The 17,965-nt window shown below is 72.2% G+C and carries 8 protein-coding genes; 3 read left to right on the top strand and 5 right to left on the bottom strand.

Annotation, left to right across the window (positions count from 1 at the left end; genetic code table 11):
- Window positions 1-64 precede the first annotated feature (64 nt).
- Complete coding sequence (locus ACZ4M8_RS03115; protein WP_467602896.1) at window positions 65-1,537, bottom strand: MFS transporter; 1,473 nt, start codon at window positions 1,535-1,537, stop codon at window positions 65-67.
- Between the two features lie 317 nt (window positions 1,538-1,854).
- On the opposite strand from ACZ4M8_RS03115, the gene dusB reads away from it, so the two are divergent.
- A complete protein-coding gene (gene dusB / locus ACZ4M8_RS03110) occupies window positions 1,855-2,982 on the top strand; it encodes a tRNA dihydrouridine synthase DusB (protein WP_467602895.1) in 1,128 nt (375 codons plus the stop codon).
- A gap of 197 nt (window positions 2,983-3,179) precedes the next feature.
- On the opposite strand, the gene ACZ4M8_RS03105 is transcribed toward dusB, so the two are convergent.
- Complete coding sequence (locus ACZ4M8_RS03105; protein ID WP_467602894.1) at window positions 3,180-4,244, bottom strand: glutathione S-transferase family protein; 1,065 nt, start codon at window positions 4,242-4,244, stop codon at window positions 3,180-3,182.
- 444 nt (window positions 4,245-4,688) lie between these two features.
- Between ACZ4M8_RS03105 and ppdK the strand changes: the two genes are divergently transcribed.
- The gene (ppdK, locus tag ACZ4M8_RS03100; RefSeq protein WP_467603455.1) at window positions 4,689-7,469 is read left to right on the top strand and encodes a pyruvate, phosphate dikinase; all 2,781 of its coding nucleotides are present in this window, start codon (window positions 4,689-4,691) and stop codon (window positions 7,467-7,469) included.
- 686 nt (window positions 7,470-8,155) lie between these two features.
- Window positions 8,156-8,977, top strand: coding sequence for an ArsR/SmtB family transcription factor (locus tag ACZ4M8_RS03095; protein ID WP_467602892.1), 822 nt, complete (start codon window positions 8,156-8,158; stop codon window positions 8,975-8,977).
- Window positions 8,978-9,376: 399 nt separating this feature from the next.
- Here the strand turns inward: ACZ4M8_RS03095 and ACZ4M8_RS03090 are convergent, their stop codons facing one another.
- The 3 genes from ACZ4M8_RS03090 to ACZ4M8_RS03080 form a co-directional block, all read right to left on the bottom strand.
- Window positions 9,377-9,685, bottom strand: a complete 309-nt coding sequence (locus tag ACZ4M8_RS03090) for a hypothetical protein (RefSeq protein ID WP_467602891.1) — start codon at window positions 9,683-9,685, stop codon at window positions 9,377-9,379.
- Window positions 9,686-9,926: 241 nt separating this feature from the next.
- Complete coding sequence (locus ACZ4M8_RS03085; RefSeq protein WP_467602889.1) at window positions 9,927-10,640, bottom strand: hypothetical protein; 714 nt, start codon at window positions 10,638-10,640, stop codon at window positions 9,927-9,929.
- A complete protein-coding gene (locus tag ACZ4M8_RS03080) occupies window positions 10,637-17,788 on the bottom strand; it encodes a toxin glutamine deamidase domain-containing protein (RefSeq protein WP_467603454.1) in 7,152 nt (2,383 codons plus the stop codon). The genes ACZ4M8_RS03085 and ACZ4M8_RS03080 overlap by 4 nt, the downstream gene beginning before the upstream one ends.
- Between the last annotated feature and the right edge of the window lie 177 nt (window positions 17,789-17,965).

Raw genomic sequence — 17,965 nt, 5'->3', positions numbered from 1 at the left:
CGGCCCCCTCCGTAATCGCTACGGAGGGGGCCGGCGGCGTGTCGGGGTGCGGGGGAGGGCCGTCTCACCGTCCCGCGGCCGAGCGGGTCATGTCCGGTGCCGTGCCGTCGTCGAAGAGCGCGGCGGTGCGGCGGGCCGTGGTGCGGGCCCAGGCGCCGGTGGTCAGGGCGCCGAGGAGCAGGACGGCGGCGCCGCACCCGGTGATGATCCACCAGGCGGGGCGGGCCGCCGCGATGAAGTCGGCGGTGGCCGGCGCGCCGCCCGGGGACGCCGCCTGGACGCCGCCGGCCAGCACCGCGCCGATCACCGCGACGCCCAGGGACGAGCCGACCTGGCGGCTGGTGGACGCCACCGCCGCCGCGACGCCCGCCTGGGTGCGCGGCATGCCGGAGACCGCGGTGTTGGTGATCGGGGCGTTGACCAGGCCGAAGCCGATGCCGAACAGCACGTATCCGGTGAACAGCAAGGTGGTGGTCGACTCGGCGTCGAACGCGGCGAACATCAGCCCGCTGGCGGCCATCGCGCAGCCGGCGAGCAGCAGCGGCAGCCGTGGCCCGCGGCTGCCGACCAGCCGTCCGGACAGCGGCGCGCACACCAGCGTCATCCCGGCCATCGGCAGCATGTACAACCCGGCCACCAGCGCGGAGTGGCCGCGGATGTTCTGCAGGTAGAGCGTGTTGAGGAAGAGGAACCCGGCCAGTGACGCGAAGGCGCAGACCGCGGTGACGGTGGCGCCGCTGAACGGTGCGCTGTGGAAGAACCTCAGGTCGATGAGCGGTTCCACGCGCCGCCGCTCGTAGCCGATCAGCGCGGCGAGCGCCGCCAGCGCGACGGCGGCGAACGTCAGGATCTCCGCGGAGAGCCAGCCCGTCCCCGGCGCCTCGATGATCGCGTACGTCAGGGCGCCCAGCAGCGCGATGACCAGCAGCTGGCCGACCGGGTCCGGCCGGCGCGGGCGCGGTGCGCGGGACTCGGGGACGTACCGCAGGGTGAGGAAGAGGGCCAGGGCGCCGATCGGGACGTTGATCCAGAAGATCGAGCGCCAGCCGACGGACTCCACCAGCAAGCCGCCGATCACCGGCCCGGCGGCCATGCTGATGCCGACGACGCCGCCCCACACCCCGATGGCCCGCGCCCGCTCGCGCGGCTCGGTGAAGGTGTTGGTGATGATCGACATCGCGACGGGGTTGAGCATCGACCCGCCGACCGCCTGCACCATCCGGAAGACGACCAGCCAGGTCAGGCTCGGCGCGAGGCTGCACAGCAGCGAGCCGAGGGAGAAGACGGCGAGGCCGACGGTGAAGACCCGCCGCCGCCCGAGCCGGTCCGCGGTCGAACCGGACAGCATCAGGAGCGAGGCCAGCACCAGCGTGTAGGCGTCGATGGTCCACTGCAGACCGGAGACGGAGGCGTGCAGTTCGTGCTGGAGGGAGGGGAGTGCGACGTTGAGGACGGTGTTGTCGAGACTGACGATCAGCAGGCTCATGCAGCAGATCGCCAGGACGAGCAGCCGCCGCCGGTGGCTCAGCTCAGACATGGTTGAACGCTACAACGATATGCGGGGGACGGCCCGGCCGGACGGCGCGTTCCGGCCCGCCCGCGCGCCGCTCCGCTCCTCCGGCGCCGCCCCCGACCGGTGCGGTCCGCCGCGGCCCGCACCCGGGGCGCCCGCCCCGCCGCCGCTCCGGCCCGCCCCCGACCGCCCGTAGGGGATACGTCCGGCGGGGCCGCCCGCTCCCGTACCGCCCCGGCCACCCGTACGGGAGGTGTCCGCCGGATGCGGGACAATGGGAGGTCGCACCGCCGGGTCGTCCCGGCGCCGCACCGCCACCGACCGCCGAAGGAACCCGCCTCATGACCTCGCTCCAGATCGGACCGCACACGGCGTCCCCGCCCGTGGTGCTCGCGCCCATGGCCGGGATCACCAACGCCCCGTTCCGGACGCTGTGCCGGGAGTTCTCCGGCGGCAAGGGGCTGTTCGTCAGCGAGATGATCACGACGCGGGCGCTGGTCGAGCGGAACGAGAAGACCATGCAGCTCATCCACTTCGACGCGGCCGAGAAGCCGCGCTCGATCCAGCTGTACGGCGTCGACCCGGACACCGTCGGCAAGGCCGTCCGCATGATCGCGGAAGAGGATCTCGCCGACCACATCGACCTGAACTTCGGCTGCCCGGTCCCCAAGGTGACCCGTAAGGGCGGCGGCTCCGCGCTCCCCTACAAGCGGCCGCTGCTGCGCGCGATCCTGCGCGACGCGGTGGCGAACGCGGGGAGCCTGCCGGTGACGATGAAGATGCGCAAGGGCATCGACGACGGGCACCTCACCTACCTCGACGCGGGCCGGATCGCCGCCGAGGAGGGCATCACCGCCATCGCGCTGCACGGCCGGACCGCCGCCCAGCACTACAGCGGCACCGCCGACTGGGACGCCATCGCCCGGCTCAAGGAGCACGTCCCGGAGATCCCGGTGCTCGGCAACGGCGACATCTGGTGCGCCGACGACGCGCTGCGGATGGTCCGGGAGACCGGCTGCGACGGCGTCGTCGTCGGCCGCGGCTGCCTGGGCCGCCCGTGGCTCTTCGGCGATCTGGTCGCCGCCTTCGAGGGCACCGGTGCCTACACCGAGCCGACGTTCGGGCAGGTCGCGGCGGTGATGGTGCGGCACGCGGCGCTGCTCGGCGAGTGGATCGGCGACGAGCGGCGCGGCGTGATCGACTTCCGTAAGCACGTCGCCTGGTACACCAAGGGCTTCGCGGTCGGCTCCGAGATGCGCCGCGGCCTCGCCGTCAGCTCCTCCCTCGCGGAGCTGGAGGACCTGCTCGGCAAGATCGACGCCGACCAGCCCTGGCCCGCCGGCGCCGACGGCCCGCGCGGCCGCACCTCCGGCCGCGACCGCGTCGTCCTCCCCGACGGCTGGCTCGACGACCCCAACGACTGCACCGGCGTCGACGCCGGCGCGGAACTGGACACCTCGGGCGGCTGATCCGGACGAACGGGCCGGACGGAGCGGACGGGCCGGACCTGCTGATCCGGCGGACGGCGGCGGTGGCGGTGACGGCGGGCCGGCCACCGGGCCCGTCGGCCCCGCCCGACCCGCCGGTTCCGGCCGCCGGGCCGGTCCCGCCCGGCCCGGTGCCCGCACCCGGCCGTCCGGCCCCGCCCCGCCGGGCGTCCGCGCGCTCACGCCCGCCCGCCCGGCGGCACCACTTCCCCGGCCGGTACGGGGCCCGGCGGCGTGCCGTCGCCGAACGGCCGGCCGCCCAGTTCCTCGCGGTGGTGCGGGGTCAGCCAGCCGTGCAGCTCCGGCCCGTCGGGCACGATCCCGGTCGGGTTCAGGCCGGTGTGCACCCGGTAGTAGTGCTGCTTGATGTGGTGGAAGTCGACGGTGTCGCCGAATCCGGGCGTCTGGAAGAGGTCCTTCGCGTACGCCCACAGCACCGGGTCCTCGGCCAGCTTGTAGCGGTTGCACTTGAAGTGGCCGTGGTAGACGGGGTCGAACCGCACCAGCGTGGTGAAGAGCCGGATGTCCGCCTCGGTGATCGTGTCCCCGACGAGGTAGCGCTGCCCGGCCAGCCGCTCCGACAGCAGCTCCAGCCGCCGGAACACCGCCGCGTACGCCGCGTCGTACTCCTCCTGCCCGGTCGCGAACCCGGCGCGGTAGACCCCGTTGTTGACGTCCCGGTAGACGCCCTCCATCACCTCGTCGATCTCCTCGCGCAGCGCCTCGGGGTAGAGGTCGGGCGCGCCGGGCCGGTGCAGCGCCCGCCATTCGGTGGCCAGGTCGAGGGTGAGCTGCTGGAAGTCGTTGGTGACCAGCTGCCCGCTCGGTACGTCCACGACCGCGGGGACGCTCACCCCGCCCGGATATCCCGTCTCGCGCCTGTCGTACGCCTCGCTCAGGAAGCGGATGCCGAGGACCGGGTCGCGGCCGTCCGGGTCGAGGGTGAAGCGCCAGCTCCGGTCGTCCTGGACGGGGTCGGCGATGCCCATGGAGAGCGCGTCCTCCAGGCCCAGCAGCCGCCGGGAGATCACCGCCCGGCTCGCCCAGGGGCAGGCGCGGCTGACGATCAGCCGGTAGCGCCCGGCCTCGACCGGCCAGCCATACCGTCCGTCGGCGGTGATGCGGTCGGCGAAGTGGCTGCGGGAACGGGAGAACGGCTTGCGGCCGTAGGCGGCGTTGCCGACGCCGGGGGCGGTTCCGGCTCCTTCGGATCCGGCGCCGTGACTGTCGTGGGGGCGGGCCATCGCTGACTCCTTGGGCGGGGGCTGCTTGCCCGCCGAGCTTTCCCGCCCGGGGCCGCCGTGTCCCGGAAGGCTCGGCCGACCGGGCGCCCTGGCCGCCGCGCGCCGGTCCGGAATCGGGTCGGCGCGTGCTCGAATGATGGGACCGCGGCCCGTCCGAGCGCGTGATCCTCGCCACCCCTGATAGCTCTTCCGCTCAGATGAGCAGATCGTACGGGGGTCCACCTCTCCAATGCTGGCACTGGGTGCCACGTAGTTGATGTTCATCTCTCGTACGTGACAACAGCGGAGGGTGATGAGAGTGGTCAATTCCGCAACGCACCGCACTCATCCATTCAAGTGGTGTATTCACCCGTCAAGGAGATATCTCTTTCGATCCGGTGGCGGACGAGCGGTTACGTACGCATGTCGACCAAGTGGACGTACCCAGATGCCTTCGATCTGGGTATGTTCCTCGCCGTCAGGGCAGCCATCCGCGAGGAGTCCAGTCCCGTGTCGGAAACACAGAATCCCCACGTAACCAAGCCTGCGTCCGCGAAGTTCGTGTACGACTTCACCGAGGGCAACAGGGACCTCAAGGACCTGCTCGGCGGCAAGGGCGCCAACCTCGCCGAGATGACGAACCTCGGTCTCCCGGTCCCGCCCGGCTTCACCATCACCACCGAAGCCTGCAAGGTCTACCTGGAGAGCGGGGAGGAGCCCGCGGCACTCCGTGCCGAGGTCTCGCAGCACCTCGACGCCCTTGAGAAGCAGATGGGCAAGAAGCTCGGCCAGGCCGACAACCCCCTGCTGGTATCGGTGCGTTCGGGTGCGAAGTTCTCCATGCCCGGCATGATGGACACCGTCCTCAACATCGGTCTCTCCGACGCCTCGGTCGGCGGGCTGGCGCAGCAGGCGGGCTCCGAGCGGTTCGCGTGGGACTCCTACCGCCGCCTCATCCAGATGTTCGGCAAGACCGTGCTGGACGTCGACGGCGACCTCTTCGAGGAGGCGCTGGAGGACGCGAAGAAGGCCAAGGGCGTCACCGTCGACGTCGACCTCGACGCGGGTGACCTCAAGACGCTGGTCGAGCAGTTCAAGGGCATCGTCGCCAAGGAGACCGGCCGGGACTTCCCGCAGGACCCGCGCGAGCAGATGGACCTCGCCGTCCGCGCGGTCTTCGACTCGTGGAACACCGACCGCGCCAAGCTCTACCGCCGCCAGGAGCGCATCCCCGGCGACCTCGGCACCGCCGTCAACGTCTGCTCCATGGTCTTCGGCAACCTCGGCCCGGACTCCGGCACCGGCGTCGCCTTCACCCGCGACCCGGCCAGCGGCCACCAGGGCGTCTACGGTGACTACCTCCAGAACGCGCAGGGCGAGGACGTCGTCGCCGGTATCCGCAACACGGTCCCGCTCGCGGACCTGGAGCAGATCGACAAGGCGTCCTACGACGAGCTGATGCAGATCATGGAGACGCTCGAAACGCACTACAAGGACCTGTGCGACATCGAGTTCACCATCGAGCGCGGCAAGCTGTGGATGCTCCAGACCCGCGTGGGCAAGCGCACCGCCGGCGCCGCCTTCCGCATCGCCACCCAACTCGTCGACCAGGGACTCATCGACGAGGCCGAGGCCCTCCAGCGGGTCAACGGCGCGCAGCTGGCGCAGCTGATGTTCCCCCGCTTCGACCTGGGCGCCAAGGCGGACACCATCGGCCGTGGCATCGCCGCCTCGCCGGGCGCCGCCGTCGGCAAGGCCGTCTTCGACTCGTACACCGCGGTCAAGTGGTCCCGCTCGGGTGAGAAGGTCATCCTCATCCGCCGCGAGACCAACCCCGACGACCTCAACGGCATGATCGCCGCCGAGGGCATCCTCACCTCCCGCGGCGGCAAGACCTCGCACGCCGCCGTCGTCGCCCGCGGCATGGGCAAGACCTGTGTCTGCGGCGCCGAGGAGCTGGAGGTCGACACCAAGCGCCGCCGGATGACGACGCAGGACGGCGTGGTCGTCGAGGAGGGCGACACCGTCTCCATCGACGGCTCCACCGGCAAGGTCTACGTCGGTGAGGTGCCCGTCGTCCCGTCCCCGGTCGTCGAGTACTTCGAGGGCCGGATGCACGCCGGCGCCGACGACGCCGACGAGCTGGTCAAGGCCGTCCACCGGATCATGGCGTACGCGGACCGGGTCCGCCGGCTGCGGGTCCGCGCCAACGCCGACAACGCCGAGGACGCCGCGCGCGCCCGCCGGTTCGGCGCCCAGGGCATCGGCCTGTGCCGCACCGAGCACATGTTCCTCGGTGAGCGCCGCGAGATGGTCGAGCGGCTGATCCTCGCCGACACCGACGCCGACCGGGACGCCGCCCTGGAGCAGTTGCTGCCGCTCCAGAAGGCCGACTTCATCGAGCTGTTCGAGTCGATGGACGGACTGCCGGTCACCGTCCGGCTGCTGGACCCGCCGCTGCACGAGTTCCTGCCCGACATCACCGAGCTGTCGGTCCGCGTCGCGCTCGCCGAGGCCCGCAAGGACGCCAACGAGAACGACCTGCGCCTCCTCCAGGCCGTCCACAAGCTCCACGAGCAGAACCCGATGCTGGGTCTGCGCGGTGTCCGCCTCGGCCTGGTCATCCCCGGTCTGTTCGCCATGCAGGTCCGCGCCATCGCGGAGGCCGCGGCCGAGCGCAAGGAGGCCAAGGGCGACCCGCGTGCGGAGATCATGATTCCGCTGGTCGGCACCGTCCAGGAGCTGGAGATCGTCCGTGACGAGGCCGAGCAGGTCATCGCCGAGGTCGAGAAGGCCCACGGCGTCAGCCTCAAGCTCACCCTCGGCACCATGATCGAACTGCCCCGCGCCGCCCTCACGGCCGGTCAGATCGCCGAGTCCGCCGACTTCTTCTCCTTCGGCACGAACGACCTCACGCAGACGGTCTGGGGCTTCTCCCGCGACGACGTCGAGGCCAGCTTCTTCACCGCGTACCTGGAGAAGGGCATCTTCGGCGTCAGCCCCTTCGAGACGATCGACAAGGACGGCGTCGGCTCGCTCGTCCGCAACGCCGCCGCGGCCGGCCGGGCCACCCGCCCGGACCTGAAGCTCGGCGTCTGCGGTGAGCACGGCGGCGACCCGGAGTCCGTGCACTTCTTCCACGAGGCCGGACTCGACTACGTCTCCTGCTCGCCGTTCCGTATCCCGGTCGCCCGCCTGGAGGCCGGCCGCGCGGCCGCCGAGTCCCAGGGCAGCGACAGCCGCTGAACCACGGGTGCCGGGCGTGCCCTCACACGCCCGGCACCCGTACTCCCACCGGAACCGCCGGCCGGCACCACCACCCTCACCGCCGCCGGGGCTCCGGACCGACGAGGGCGGCGCCTTGTGCGGAGGCGCCGCCCTCGGCTTTTCCGTGGTGCGGGCGGGTGCGCGGCAGCGGCGGCGGCCGGGCCGGTGCGGCAGCGGCACAGGACATACGGACGAGGGCGGCACCCGTGCGGAGGTGCCGCCCTCGCTTTTTCCGAACTCCCCCCTCGGGAGCCGCCGCCTCCCATGTCGGCGTGGGGGCGGCTTTCAACGCGAATGCGGCGCGGCTGGTTCCATGCCCGTCACCCCCCACGGGATCGAGCAATCCGGGCCGCGCGCATCTGCGGTGAATTGAGTACAGCATTCCCGGTGTCCACCCCTGTGCGCGACCCTTTTCAACTCTGGCCAAAAGGGCATGGTGACCGCACGTATCTGCGTGCATACTCAGGCGGGTCGGGGTGTCGGAGATGTAACCAAGGGGTGGGGGTTCGGTGTTGCGCGTCCATTTCAGTGGACCCGATCTGGCCCGCGTGCGGATTGCCGCGCGCCCCGATGCGCTGTGGGAAACAATTTTAAGTTTTCACCGACTCCGCGACCGGCGGGACACAACCGCCTTCGGGAAATGGCGGATGGAAACCCGGGGAAAGTTGAATGGCGAAACGCGGTTGCTGGCGCCGCTCGTGCCCACCCGCGGCTATTTCCCGGATTTCCTCACCCCGCCCGAGGGGCAACTCGGTGTCGGCGAGGCGCTCGCCGCGCTGCGCGAGACCCCGCCCGCCCGCGTCCACACCGAACTCGCCGGGCTCGCCCGCCCCCGGTCGCTGCCGCCCTGGATACGGGCCATGGGCGACGGCGACACCCGGCAGCTCGGCCACCTCGCCGGGGCGCTCCAGCGGTACCACGCGGCGGCCGTCGCCCCGTACTGGCCGCGGCTCCAGGCCCGGATAGAGGCCGACCGTGCCGCCCGGGGCCGGGCTCTGCTCGACGGCGGCGCCGACCGGCTGCTCGCCACCCTCCCGTCGACGCTGCGCTGGCGCGCCCCCGTCCTGGAGGTCGAGTACCCCGTCGACCGCGACCTCCACCTGGGCGGACGCGGTCTCCTCCTCATGCCGTCCTACTTCTGCCGCCGCACGCCGGTCACCTTCCACAACCCGGACCTCACGCCGGTGCTGGTCTACCCCGTCGACCACCCCGTGCCGCGCGCCGCGCCGGCACCGCCGCCCGGCCGCTCCCTGGGGCGCCTCGTCGGCCACACCCGGTCGGCGATACTCCGCGGCGTCGGTGCCGGCTGCACCACCACCGAACTGGCCCGCCGCGCGGACGTCTCCCTCGCCTCCGCCAGCCAACACGCGACCGTCCTCCGCGACGCCGGCCTCCTCCTCACCCTCCGCCGCGGCAACGCGGTCCTCCACACCCTGACCCCGCTGGGCGCGGCGCTCCTACGAGGCGGGCAGGTGGGAGAGGGATGAACACCCGGGGCGCCTTCGTGAAAAGGGACGGTGTGACCGGGAACCGGGGGGATGGCCGGTGCGGCGGAGCGCCGGCGGCGTTACGGGGGTGAGCGGTGTTGCGGTTGGGGCGGTACGGGGGCGGGGGCGGCGACGCGTTTCGGCCTGCCGGGAGGCTGGCGTGAGGCCGAACTCACCGTTTCGATAAGGGAGGAACGTACAACTCCACGACGAGCGGTACGCGGAAATCCTCCGGAAAGGGAAATGCCACCGGACGCCGACGGTGCCCACCGGAGGCTCTCGTCCGGCTGTGCCTCCGCGTCCCGTTCCAGGGGGAAGTGGCCGGGAAACCCCGGAATTCCGAGGCCGCTCGCGTGGCCCTTCTCAGAATTCCCTGCGGAGTTCGGCTGCCGTACCGGCCTATGCGTTCTGCTGCCGGTAGAGCGCGATGGCGCTCTCGTTGGGGAGGTTGGGCACGGTGACGGATTCGCCGGTGGCCTTGGAGACCACGATCTTGGCTCCGCCGGGCGGGGCGGGCAGCGGGACGCCTGCGGCGTCGGTCCGGGAGACCGGCGGGAAAACGGGGTGGACGAGGTAGCCGATGTCGAATTCCTCGACGGCCAGCGGCACCGGCGTGCCATCGGGCAGCGTCGGCTCCGCGTAGCGGTCACGGACGAGCGCGAGCGCTTCCTCGGGGCTGGTCGGCGGGGTGTCGGCGTGCTGGGGCATCGCGGGTCGGCTCCTTTTCGGGGTGGTGGTGTGGGGTGGCCCGGTGATGTCCGGGGGCTCGTCAGCTCGTCGGGACAGGACGTGTCTTTTGAGATTCCTTCTTCGCCGCCCCGCTCCTGGGTGCTCAGGTAGGGGACCTGGCGGTCAGGAGCCTCTGATTTCTCTGTGTACGGGCGCGTCGGGGCAGACGCTGGATTCGTCGGGTACGGGGAAAATCAGGAGGGCGGAGAGTCGGCGGGGATCAGGAATTCCGCCACCCTTCCGCGAGCAAACCCTCGATGGCCCGGTCCACGTCGGGGCGCCCCGGGCCGCCGGGAGCCCAGAGGGACCAGTAGGTGGTGATGTCCAGCGCGACTTCACCCTGATCTCTGTGGATCCGGTATTCGAACGGTGCGTGGACGACGGACGCCCCGATCGGGCCGTAAATCCAGGGAGCACCGTCAAGGGTTTCGACGGGATGTTCCACATGCCCCCGCGCCACTTCCAGCTCGACGGAGCGTTCGCCCTCCGGGAGGAAGCCGTCGGGCAGGCGGGCCATCATGGTGCCGAAATTGATCTCCTGCCATCCGATGCCGAGGTCGGCGGCGTCGGACGGGTCTCTGGTGAGGAGGCTCTTCACGAAATCGAGCGCTACGGGTTCGTTGATTTCCTGGACGGTGGTGACCGCTGCGTTGCGTCCCACCGGGTCCACCGTTACCCGGTCCGGGAGGTTGTCGCACCGCAGCATCCCGAACTCCTTCGAGCGGGACGGTGCCGTGAGGGGGAGATCGAATTCGTTGTCCCAGTAAGAGGTTTCCACCTCCATGGCCAGCGGGATGCACAGCTGCTGTGAGAACTGGAAGAGCCCGGAGATCGCCAGTTTGGCCACACTGAGATGGTCTTCGCCCATCTCCTCGACATCGCATTCCAGCCGGATGGCGGAGCCCGGGAAGTCGATAATTCTTGCCTGTGTCATCGGATACGCTCCCACTTGACCCCGTCGTGCATGTATTCCGCCAGTACGCCGATATCCGGATCGGAGCAGATGATACGGTCCAGCTTTTCGGCGCCGGGCGTCTTCTCCAGATTGGCGAGGATATCGTCGAAAAGATTCCTCTCGCCGATGAGAGTCCCGTCCGGCCTGCGGAGCGTGACACTTCCGTCGGGAAGCCTCTCGGTCGTCAACCCCTTTTTCGATCGCACCTCGGCCTTCACCTTGAGGTAGATGCTGACATCTCGCGGCCGTGGAAGCGGGACACCCTGCGCCTCGCGCTTATTGATTTTAACAAATCCATGCGCTACCGCGTTCCTGATGTCGCCCGGCTTGGTGATCTCATTTTCCACCGTCGTTACTTCTACGCGGCGTGTGATGGGGCCGTCAGGCTCTGCGAGTCCGAGGTCGAATTCGGCCATGGCCTCATTCGATTCCGTGGTGGGGGCGTTCAACTCCAGCGCTGTGTGGAGCACATGGTCCGGGTTTTCCTCCAGCAGCCTTCGTGCCTCGCGCATTTCATTGAGGGTCTGCTCGAACTCCGCGTTGGCCTTCTTGGAGTGGAACTGGAGCCATGAATCCAGATCGACGACGCGGTCCGCGGTGGGGCCGAGCAGAGCTTCGGCCTGGTTGCGGCGCTCTTCCAGGGACGACCGGTCGTCGTCCGGATCGGGGGTGCTGCCCGGTTCCTCGGGCGCCGGATGGTCGTCGGCCGAGGTGTGGTCGTCCTGTGCGTGTTCCTGAGCCGATTCCGCCTCGGGTGCGGGCCGGTTGTCGTCCGTCGGCTGCGTGTTCTTGAGGGGCTCCTGGTGGCTGTCCGGGGTCTGCCCGTGGGTGTTCTCGGGGGACGGATGGCCGTCCGGGGTGGCGAGGGGCGGCTTGCCGTACGGCAGCGGGTTCTGATCGCGGCGCAGTGCGTCGGCGAGGTACTGCGAGACATGTGTGCCACGGCCGTCCGGCGCCTTGTCGCGCGCGTCCGGCACACCGGCGAGGGGCGCCTCGGTGGCGTGGGGGTTCTCGTTACCCGTTGCCGTCTCGGTGGTCTGGGCCGGCTGGTCGTCGGTCTTGGCGTCGGCGCTCGTCTCCGCCTCATCGGCCGTGTGAGGGGCCGATTCCTGCTCGGGCGCCTTGACGGGGCTCTGCTCGTTCGCCTGGTCAGGGGCCTGTTCGGTTGCCTGTTCGGTGGCCTGTTCCGCGGTGGTTTTGCCGTCCGCGGTCTTCTGGTCAGTGGCTTTCTGGTCGGCGGTCTGCTCTTCAGTGGTCTTCTGGTCAGTGGTCTTCTGGTCGGCGGTCTGCTCGTCCGTGGCTTTCTGGTCCGCCGCCTCCTGGCTGGCGTCCTTCTCGTCTGAACTCTTCTGGTCCGTGGCCTTTTTGTCCGCGTCGGCTGCCGGCTTGTTGACGGCGTGGTCGGCGTGGAGGGGCTGGCGGTCGGGGCCCAGGGGGATGTGCCAGACGTTTTCGGCCTGGGGGATGTGCAGCGGTTCGTGGCTGACCTGGCCGGACTGGGTGTCGATCCAGATGATCTTGCCGTGGTGGTTGACCGCGTTGAAGGCGTGGCCGCCGCCGTTGTTGGGCCAGCTGACCTGCACGATCGCGGCCGAGCCGTGTCCTGCCTGCCGGAGTTCGTCGGCGATCCGCTTCGCCGTGTCGGAGTTGCCGCCGGGGCCGGCGTAGGAGTGGGTGGCGCCGCTCCAGCGGATCTGGTTCTCGTTGGCGTTGCTCTCGGGGGACCACCGGTCCGGCTTGCCGTTGGCGTCGGTGTCGGGCGTCCGGGCGGCGGAGACCTGCGGGTTGCCGTACCAACTCTCCAGGAACGAACGGGAGCAGTCGGCGCAGTTGTTGCTGCGGCCGGGAACCGTGTGGCCGCCGTCGTTCTGCAACTGCCCCCAGGGCCCGAAGGGGTCGGCGAATCGCTGGGGCGTGCCGTCCTCGTTGCGCGGTATGGCCGCTTCCAGCCGCTGCTGGTCGCTCGGGTCGGGCGGCAGCAGACCTCCGGGGTGGTGGTCGAGGTCGTTGCGGATCGCTTCGAGACTGTCCGGGTTCTCGGTGTCTTCCGTGGGCTCGGTGTCTTCCGTGGTCTCCGCGTTCTCGGGGTTCTCCGCGTTTTCCGGGTCGGTCGCCTCGGGCGCCTGCTCCGTCTCGGGGGCCGGCTGGTCCTCCGTGTTCTGTTCCGCGTCGTCCTGGGGCGGGCTGTCGGAGTCCGGGTCCGGCCCGTGCTCGGGCTGGGCGTCGGTGTCCGGCTTCGCCTCGGACTCGGGGACGCTCTCCGGCTTCGGCTGTGCCTCGGGCCCGGGGCGGGGGCTGGATTCGGAGTCGGGCTCAGGGGCCGGCTCGGCCTTGTCCTGCGGCTGTTCGGGCTGGTGGTCGTCCTGCTGGTCCGGCTGACCGGATTTCTGGTCCGCCGGTTCGTTCTGTTCCGCCGGGTGGTCGGACTCGGGTGACGACTCCTCGGCCTGCTGCTGGGCCTGCTCGGCGTCGTGGTCCGGCAGTCCGGTCTGCGGCTGCGTCGTCTCGGGCTGCTGCGGCGCCGGCTGGTCCGGCTGGTGCTCGGGCTGCTGGGCCTCCGGCTCGGTCTGGTGCTCCGGCTTCTCTGCTCCGTGCTGCGGCTGCTGCTCGGTGGGGGAGTCGGACTGCGGGGACGGCCCCTGCTGCGGCGATGCCTCGTCCGCCGGGGGCTGCTGGTGAGGTACCTGCGGCGGGGCAGGGTGTTGCTGCGGTCCCTGCTGCGTCTGCTGCTGGGGCGTCTGCTGCGGAGCCTGCTGGGGCTTCTGCTGCGGGGCGGTGGCGTTCTGAGGTTGCTGTTGCTGCGGGGGAGTCTGCGGCGACGGCTGCTGCGGGACCGGTGCCTGCTGCGGCTGCTGGACGTACGGATTCTGCGGCTGGACCTGCGGGGCCGGCTGCTGCTGGTACGGGCCGGGCTGCTGCGGCTGCGCGTACGGCGACGGCTGCTGCGGGTTCGGCTGAGGCTGCTGCGCGTAGGGACCGGGTTGCTGCTGCGGGCCCGGCTGGGGCTGCTGGGCGTAAGGGCCCGGCTGCTGTTGCTGGTACGGGTTCGGCTGGGCCTGCTGCTGGGGACCGGGCTGCGGCTGCTGGGCGTACGGCCCCGGCTGCTGCTGGGCGTACGGTCCGGGCTGCTGCGGCGACGGTGAGTACGGGCCGGGCTGCTGGTACGGGCCCGGTTGCTGGGCGTACGGGCCGGGCTGCTGCGGGTTCGGCTGGTTCGGGCCGGGCTGTTGCGGCTGGGCGTACGGCGACGGCTGGTTCGGGCCGGGCTGGGGCTGTTGGGCGTACGGGCCCGGTTGCGGCTGGGCGTAGGGACCAGGCTGTTGCTGGTAGGGGCCCGGCTGGGCCTGCTGGTGCTGCGGCTGTTGCGTGTAGGGGCCGGGCTGCTGCTGGGCGTACGGACCCGGCTGTTGCGCGTACGGGCCGGGCTGCTGGGCGTACGGGTTCGGCTGCTGCGGGCCGGGCTGCGGCTGCGGGTTGTACGGACCGGGGGCCTGCTGCTGCGGGGTGGGCTGCGCGTAGGGACCCGGTTGCTGCTGGGGGCCGGGCTGCGGCTGTTGCGTGTAGGGACCGGGCTGCTGGGCGTACGGGCCCGGCTGCTGCGGGCCGGGCTGGGGCTGTTGGGCGTACGGGCCCGGCTGCTGTTGGGCGTACGGGCCGGGCTGTTGCTGGGGGCCGGGGGTCTGGTGTTGCTGGGGCTGGGGGTTCTGCTGGGCCGCGGCGGGGTCGAAGGGGCGGCGGTTGGCGTCGAGGGTGAGGTGCCAGACGCCGTCGGCGCCGGTGTTGATGGGCTGCTGGCTGATTTCACCGGTCTGGCTGTCGACCCAGATGACCCGGCCGTTGTGGTTGACCGCGTTGAAGACGTGCGCGCCACCGCCGCTGCCGTCGGGCGCCTTGGGCCAGGTCACCAGCACCGCGGAGGCGGCGCCGTGACCGGCCTGCCGCAGTTCGTCGGCGATCCGGGCGTAGCCGTCCTTGGCGTTCTGGCCGGAGTTACGGAACGTCGTGCCGGCCCACTGCTGGATGTTGGCGGTGCCGTCGCGTTCACCGGAGGCGCGGTCGATGCCGCCGTGGCCGTCCGGGTCGTAGGTGCGGACCGCGGAGACCTGCGGATTGCCGTACCAGGACTCCATGAACGAACGGGTGCAGTCGGCGCAGTTGTTGGAGCGGCCGAGGACGTTGACACCGCCGTCGTTCTGGAGCTGCGCCCAGGGCTGGAACGGGTCGTTGAACGGCCGCGGCGAGCCGTCCGGGTTGCGCGGGAAGCTCGCCTCCAGCGCCTGCTGGTCGTGCGGATACGGCGCGTACAGGCCGTTCGGCTGGGTGTTGAGGCCGATGCGTACGTCGGTGTGGCTGCGCAGGTTCGGGGGCTGCGGCACCGGCTGCTGGTGCGGAGGCTGGTGCGGGGGCTGCCCGTGGCCCTGGTCGGGGCCCTGGTGGTGCGGTTGCTGCGGGGGCTGGTGGTGCGGCTGCTGGGCGTGCTGCGGCGGCTGGTGCTGCGGGGCGTACGGCCCCTGCTGGTGGGGCTGTTGCGGGTGGGGGACGTTGCCGTGCGGGGCCGGGCCGCCGGCGGAGTGGAGCCCGGGGGCCGTCGGAGGCGTGTCCGGGGCGCCGTCCCGGGGGCGGTCCGGTCGGCCGGGCCGGGTGGCCGCGGCCGGGGAGTCGGGCGCGGGCGCGTCCGGCCGGGGGGCGGTGCCGGGGCGGTCGGCGGAGGGACGGTTGCCCTCCGGCGCGGGGGAGGCCGGGCGGCCGCCTTCGGGGGTGGTGCCGGGACGCCCGCCGTCCGGGCGCGTGGGTGAGTCGGTCGTGCGGGGCGCGGCTTCCGGGGTGCGGGGGCCGTCGTCCCGGCGCGGGGTGTCGGGGCGGGCGCCGTCGGTACGGGGCCGGGACTCGCCGTCGCGGGCGGGCCCGTCCAGCCGCGGGTTGTGCGGCGGGGCCTGCGGGGACGGCTGCCGGGTGGTGTCCTGGACCACCTGGGAACCGTCGGGCCTGCGCCGGTCACCGGGGGGCGTGGCGGCGTCCGGCCGCGGGCCGTCGAGGCGGGGGTTGTACGGCCGGGACGTCTCCTCCCGGCGGGGCCCGTCGAGACGGGGGTTGTAGGCGGGGCGGTCGGCGGTCGGCCGCTGGGAGGCGTCCTGGATCGCCTGGGAGCCGTCGGCGCGGCGGTCGCCGGGACGGTTGGGGGTGTTCGGGGAGGCGCCGGAGGACGGGGTGGTACGGGGCGGGGCGGTGCTCGGCCCGCCCTGGGACGGGACGCCGCCCTGGGGCGGCATGGCGCCCATCATGACCGGGCCGCCGGACTGCGGGGCCGCGGACTGCGGCGACTGCTGCGGGGACGCCGACGGGGCGGGCCCGGCGGTGTCGGGCGCCTGCCGGGTGGGCGGCGGCAGGGTCGCCGAACCGGCGGACTGGGTGGTGACGGTGGTGTCGTCCGGGTCGTGCACGGTCGGCATCGGGTTGCCCGGGGCCGGGTCGCGCTGCTGCACCGGGGGCGCCGACGCGGTGTGCTGGACCGGCGCGCCCTGGGGCGGCGCGCTCATGTGCGGCACGGACGGACGGCCACCGGACCCCGCGCCGTTGCCGGAGTCGCCGGAGGAGTCCGGGCTCCCGGACGGACCGCCGTCCGCCACGGGCGGGTTGCCGCCCAGATGCTCGGGGCCGGGCGAGGGCGGCGCGGGCGACGGCTCGGGCCGCACCGCCTCCGGGGTGGTGTCGTGCGCGGGCTGGGTGCTGATCGGCTCGGGGCCGGTGTCGGGGCGTACCGCGTTGTCGTGGGCGGGCTGCGTGCTGATCGGGTCCGGGGCGGGGCGCCCGGCGTCCGGGGTGGTGTCGTGGGCGGGCTGGGTGCTGATGGGCTCCGGGCCGGTGTCGGGGCGTACGGCGTTGTCGTGCGCCGGTTGCGTGCTGATGGTGTCCGGGTCGGGCCCCGGGGTGGTGTCGTGCGCGGGCTGGGTGCTGACCGGGTCCGGGCCGGTCGAGCCGTACGGGCTGTCGTTGCCGCCCTGGTAGCCGTCGTCGAACGGGGAGCGCTGGTCCGGGGGCGGCAGCGGCTGGGCGGGCGGGAGGTTGTGCGCCGGGTCCGTGGCGGGGGAGTCGGGCGAGGCGGGGTCGGGGCCCGTGTCGCCCGGGGTGCTCCGGTCGCCGCCGACGTTGTCCGACGCGCGCGGGGAGTGCGTGGCGGGCCCGTCGCCCGGCGCGCCGCGGTCGCCCGGGCCGTCGCCGGTGGAGCCGCGGTCGCCTCCGTCGGGTCCGTCGGCCCCGGGGCCGTCACCGCCGTCGGTACGGGAGCCGGGGCCGTCGTCGCCACCGGTGCGGGAACCGGGGCCGTCGCCCCTGCGGTCGCCCGGTCCGTCGCCGCCGTGCTCACCGGCGCCGCCGTCGGAGCCGTCGCCGTGGCCGGCGGCGGAGTCCAGGCCGCCGCGGGCACGGTGACCGGCCCGGCCGGCGGCGCCGTCGCGGAGGCTCTCGCCGAGCGTCTCGCCGGTGTTCTCCAGGGCGTCCTTGCCCGCCGCGTACCCCTCCTTGGCGGTGCGGCTGAGGTTGTAGCCGTCCTGCGCGCCGAAGTTCTGGTTGACGGTCTGGGCGATGAGGTCGGAGGCCATCGCCTCCAGTGCCGAGATGACCGGCTCCTTCGCCGCCTCCAGGATGGCGTCGAGGAGCTGTTTGGCGACCTCCTTGAGGATGCGGCGGACCACCTCGCGGGTGGCCAGCGTGGCCGCCGCGCCGCCGATCTCCGACAGGCCGAGCGTGAACGGCGCCGCCGCCTGCGCCGCGATGATCTCCGCCGCCAGGATCGCCAACTGGACGATGACGGCCACCTTCATGCCGATGACCAGCATGGCCGCGGCTTCCAGCGTGAAGGCGATCACCTCGGCCGCCTGGGCGGCGTCGTCGAGGTATCCGGAGCCGCCGGAGAACTTCTCCCACTCCTTGCGGAAGCCCTCGATGCCGTCGCCGGAGTTCTCCGACAGGACGTTCCCGGCGTAGGAGGCGCCCTGGGACGCGTGGCCCTGGACCTCCGACGCGAAGGTGCGCCACACCTGGGCGCACTCCATGAGCTTGTCCTCATCCGCGTGCGGCCAGTTGAAGCCGAGCATGTCCAGGATCCACTCCAGCGGATCCGGCAGCATGACAGACAAGATGAAGCTCCCCCGTGAGATGACGCCGCGTGGCGGGTGGGCGGAAGGCGGGCGGCGGCCTGCCGTTCGGTGGGTGCCCGCGGTGCGGCACCGGGCCGGTCGGGGACCGGGAGGCCGGGCCCCGGCGGCGGATACGGCGGCCGGACGCGGGCGGAAGGCGGAAAGGGT

The organism is Streptomyces sp. NPDC027185 (genome assembly GCF_055567035.1).
Note: the sequence above shows the minus strand (reverse complement) of the source record. Positions and strands in the feature narration are given on the sequence as shown.

Bases quoted from the DNA above. Each gene is read 5' to 3' on its own strand.
- ppdK (WP_467603455.1), top strand. From the start codon at position 4,689: ATGTTCCTCGCCGTCAGGGCAGCCATCCGCGAGGAGTCCAGTCCCGTG.
- ACZ4M8_RS03115 (WP_467602896.1), bottom strand. From the start codon at position 1,537: ATGTCTGAGCTGAGCCACCGGCGGCGGCTGCTCGTCCTGGCGATCTGC.
- ACZ4M8_RS03080 (WP_467603454.1), bottom strand. From the start codon at position 17,788: ATGCTGCCGGATCCGCTGGAGTGGATCCTGGACATGCTCGGCTTCAAC.
- ACZ4M8_RS03085 (WP_467602889.1), bottom strand. From the start codon at position 10,640: ATGACACAGGCAAGAATTATCGACTTCCCGGGCTCCGCCATCCGGCTG.
- dusB (WP_467602895.1), top strand. From the start codon at position 1,855: ATGACCTCGCTCCAGATCGGACCGCACACGGCGTCCCCGCCCGTGGTG.
- ACZ4M8_RS03090 (WP_467602891.1), bottom strand. From the start codon at position 9,685: ATGCCCCAGCACGCCGACACCCCGCCGACCAGCCCCGAGGAAGCGCTC.
- ACZ4M8_RS03105 (WP_467602894.1), bottom strand. From the start codon at position 4,244: ATGGCCCGCCCCCACGACAGTCACGGCGCCGGATCCGAAGGAGCCGGA.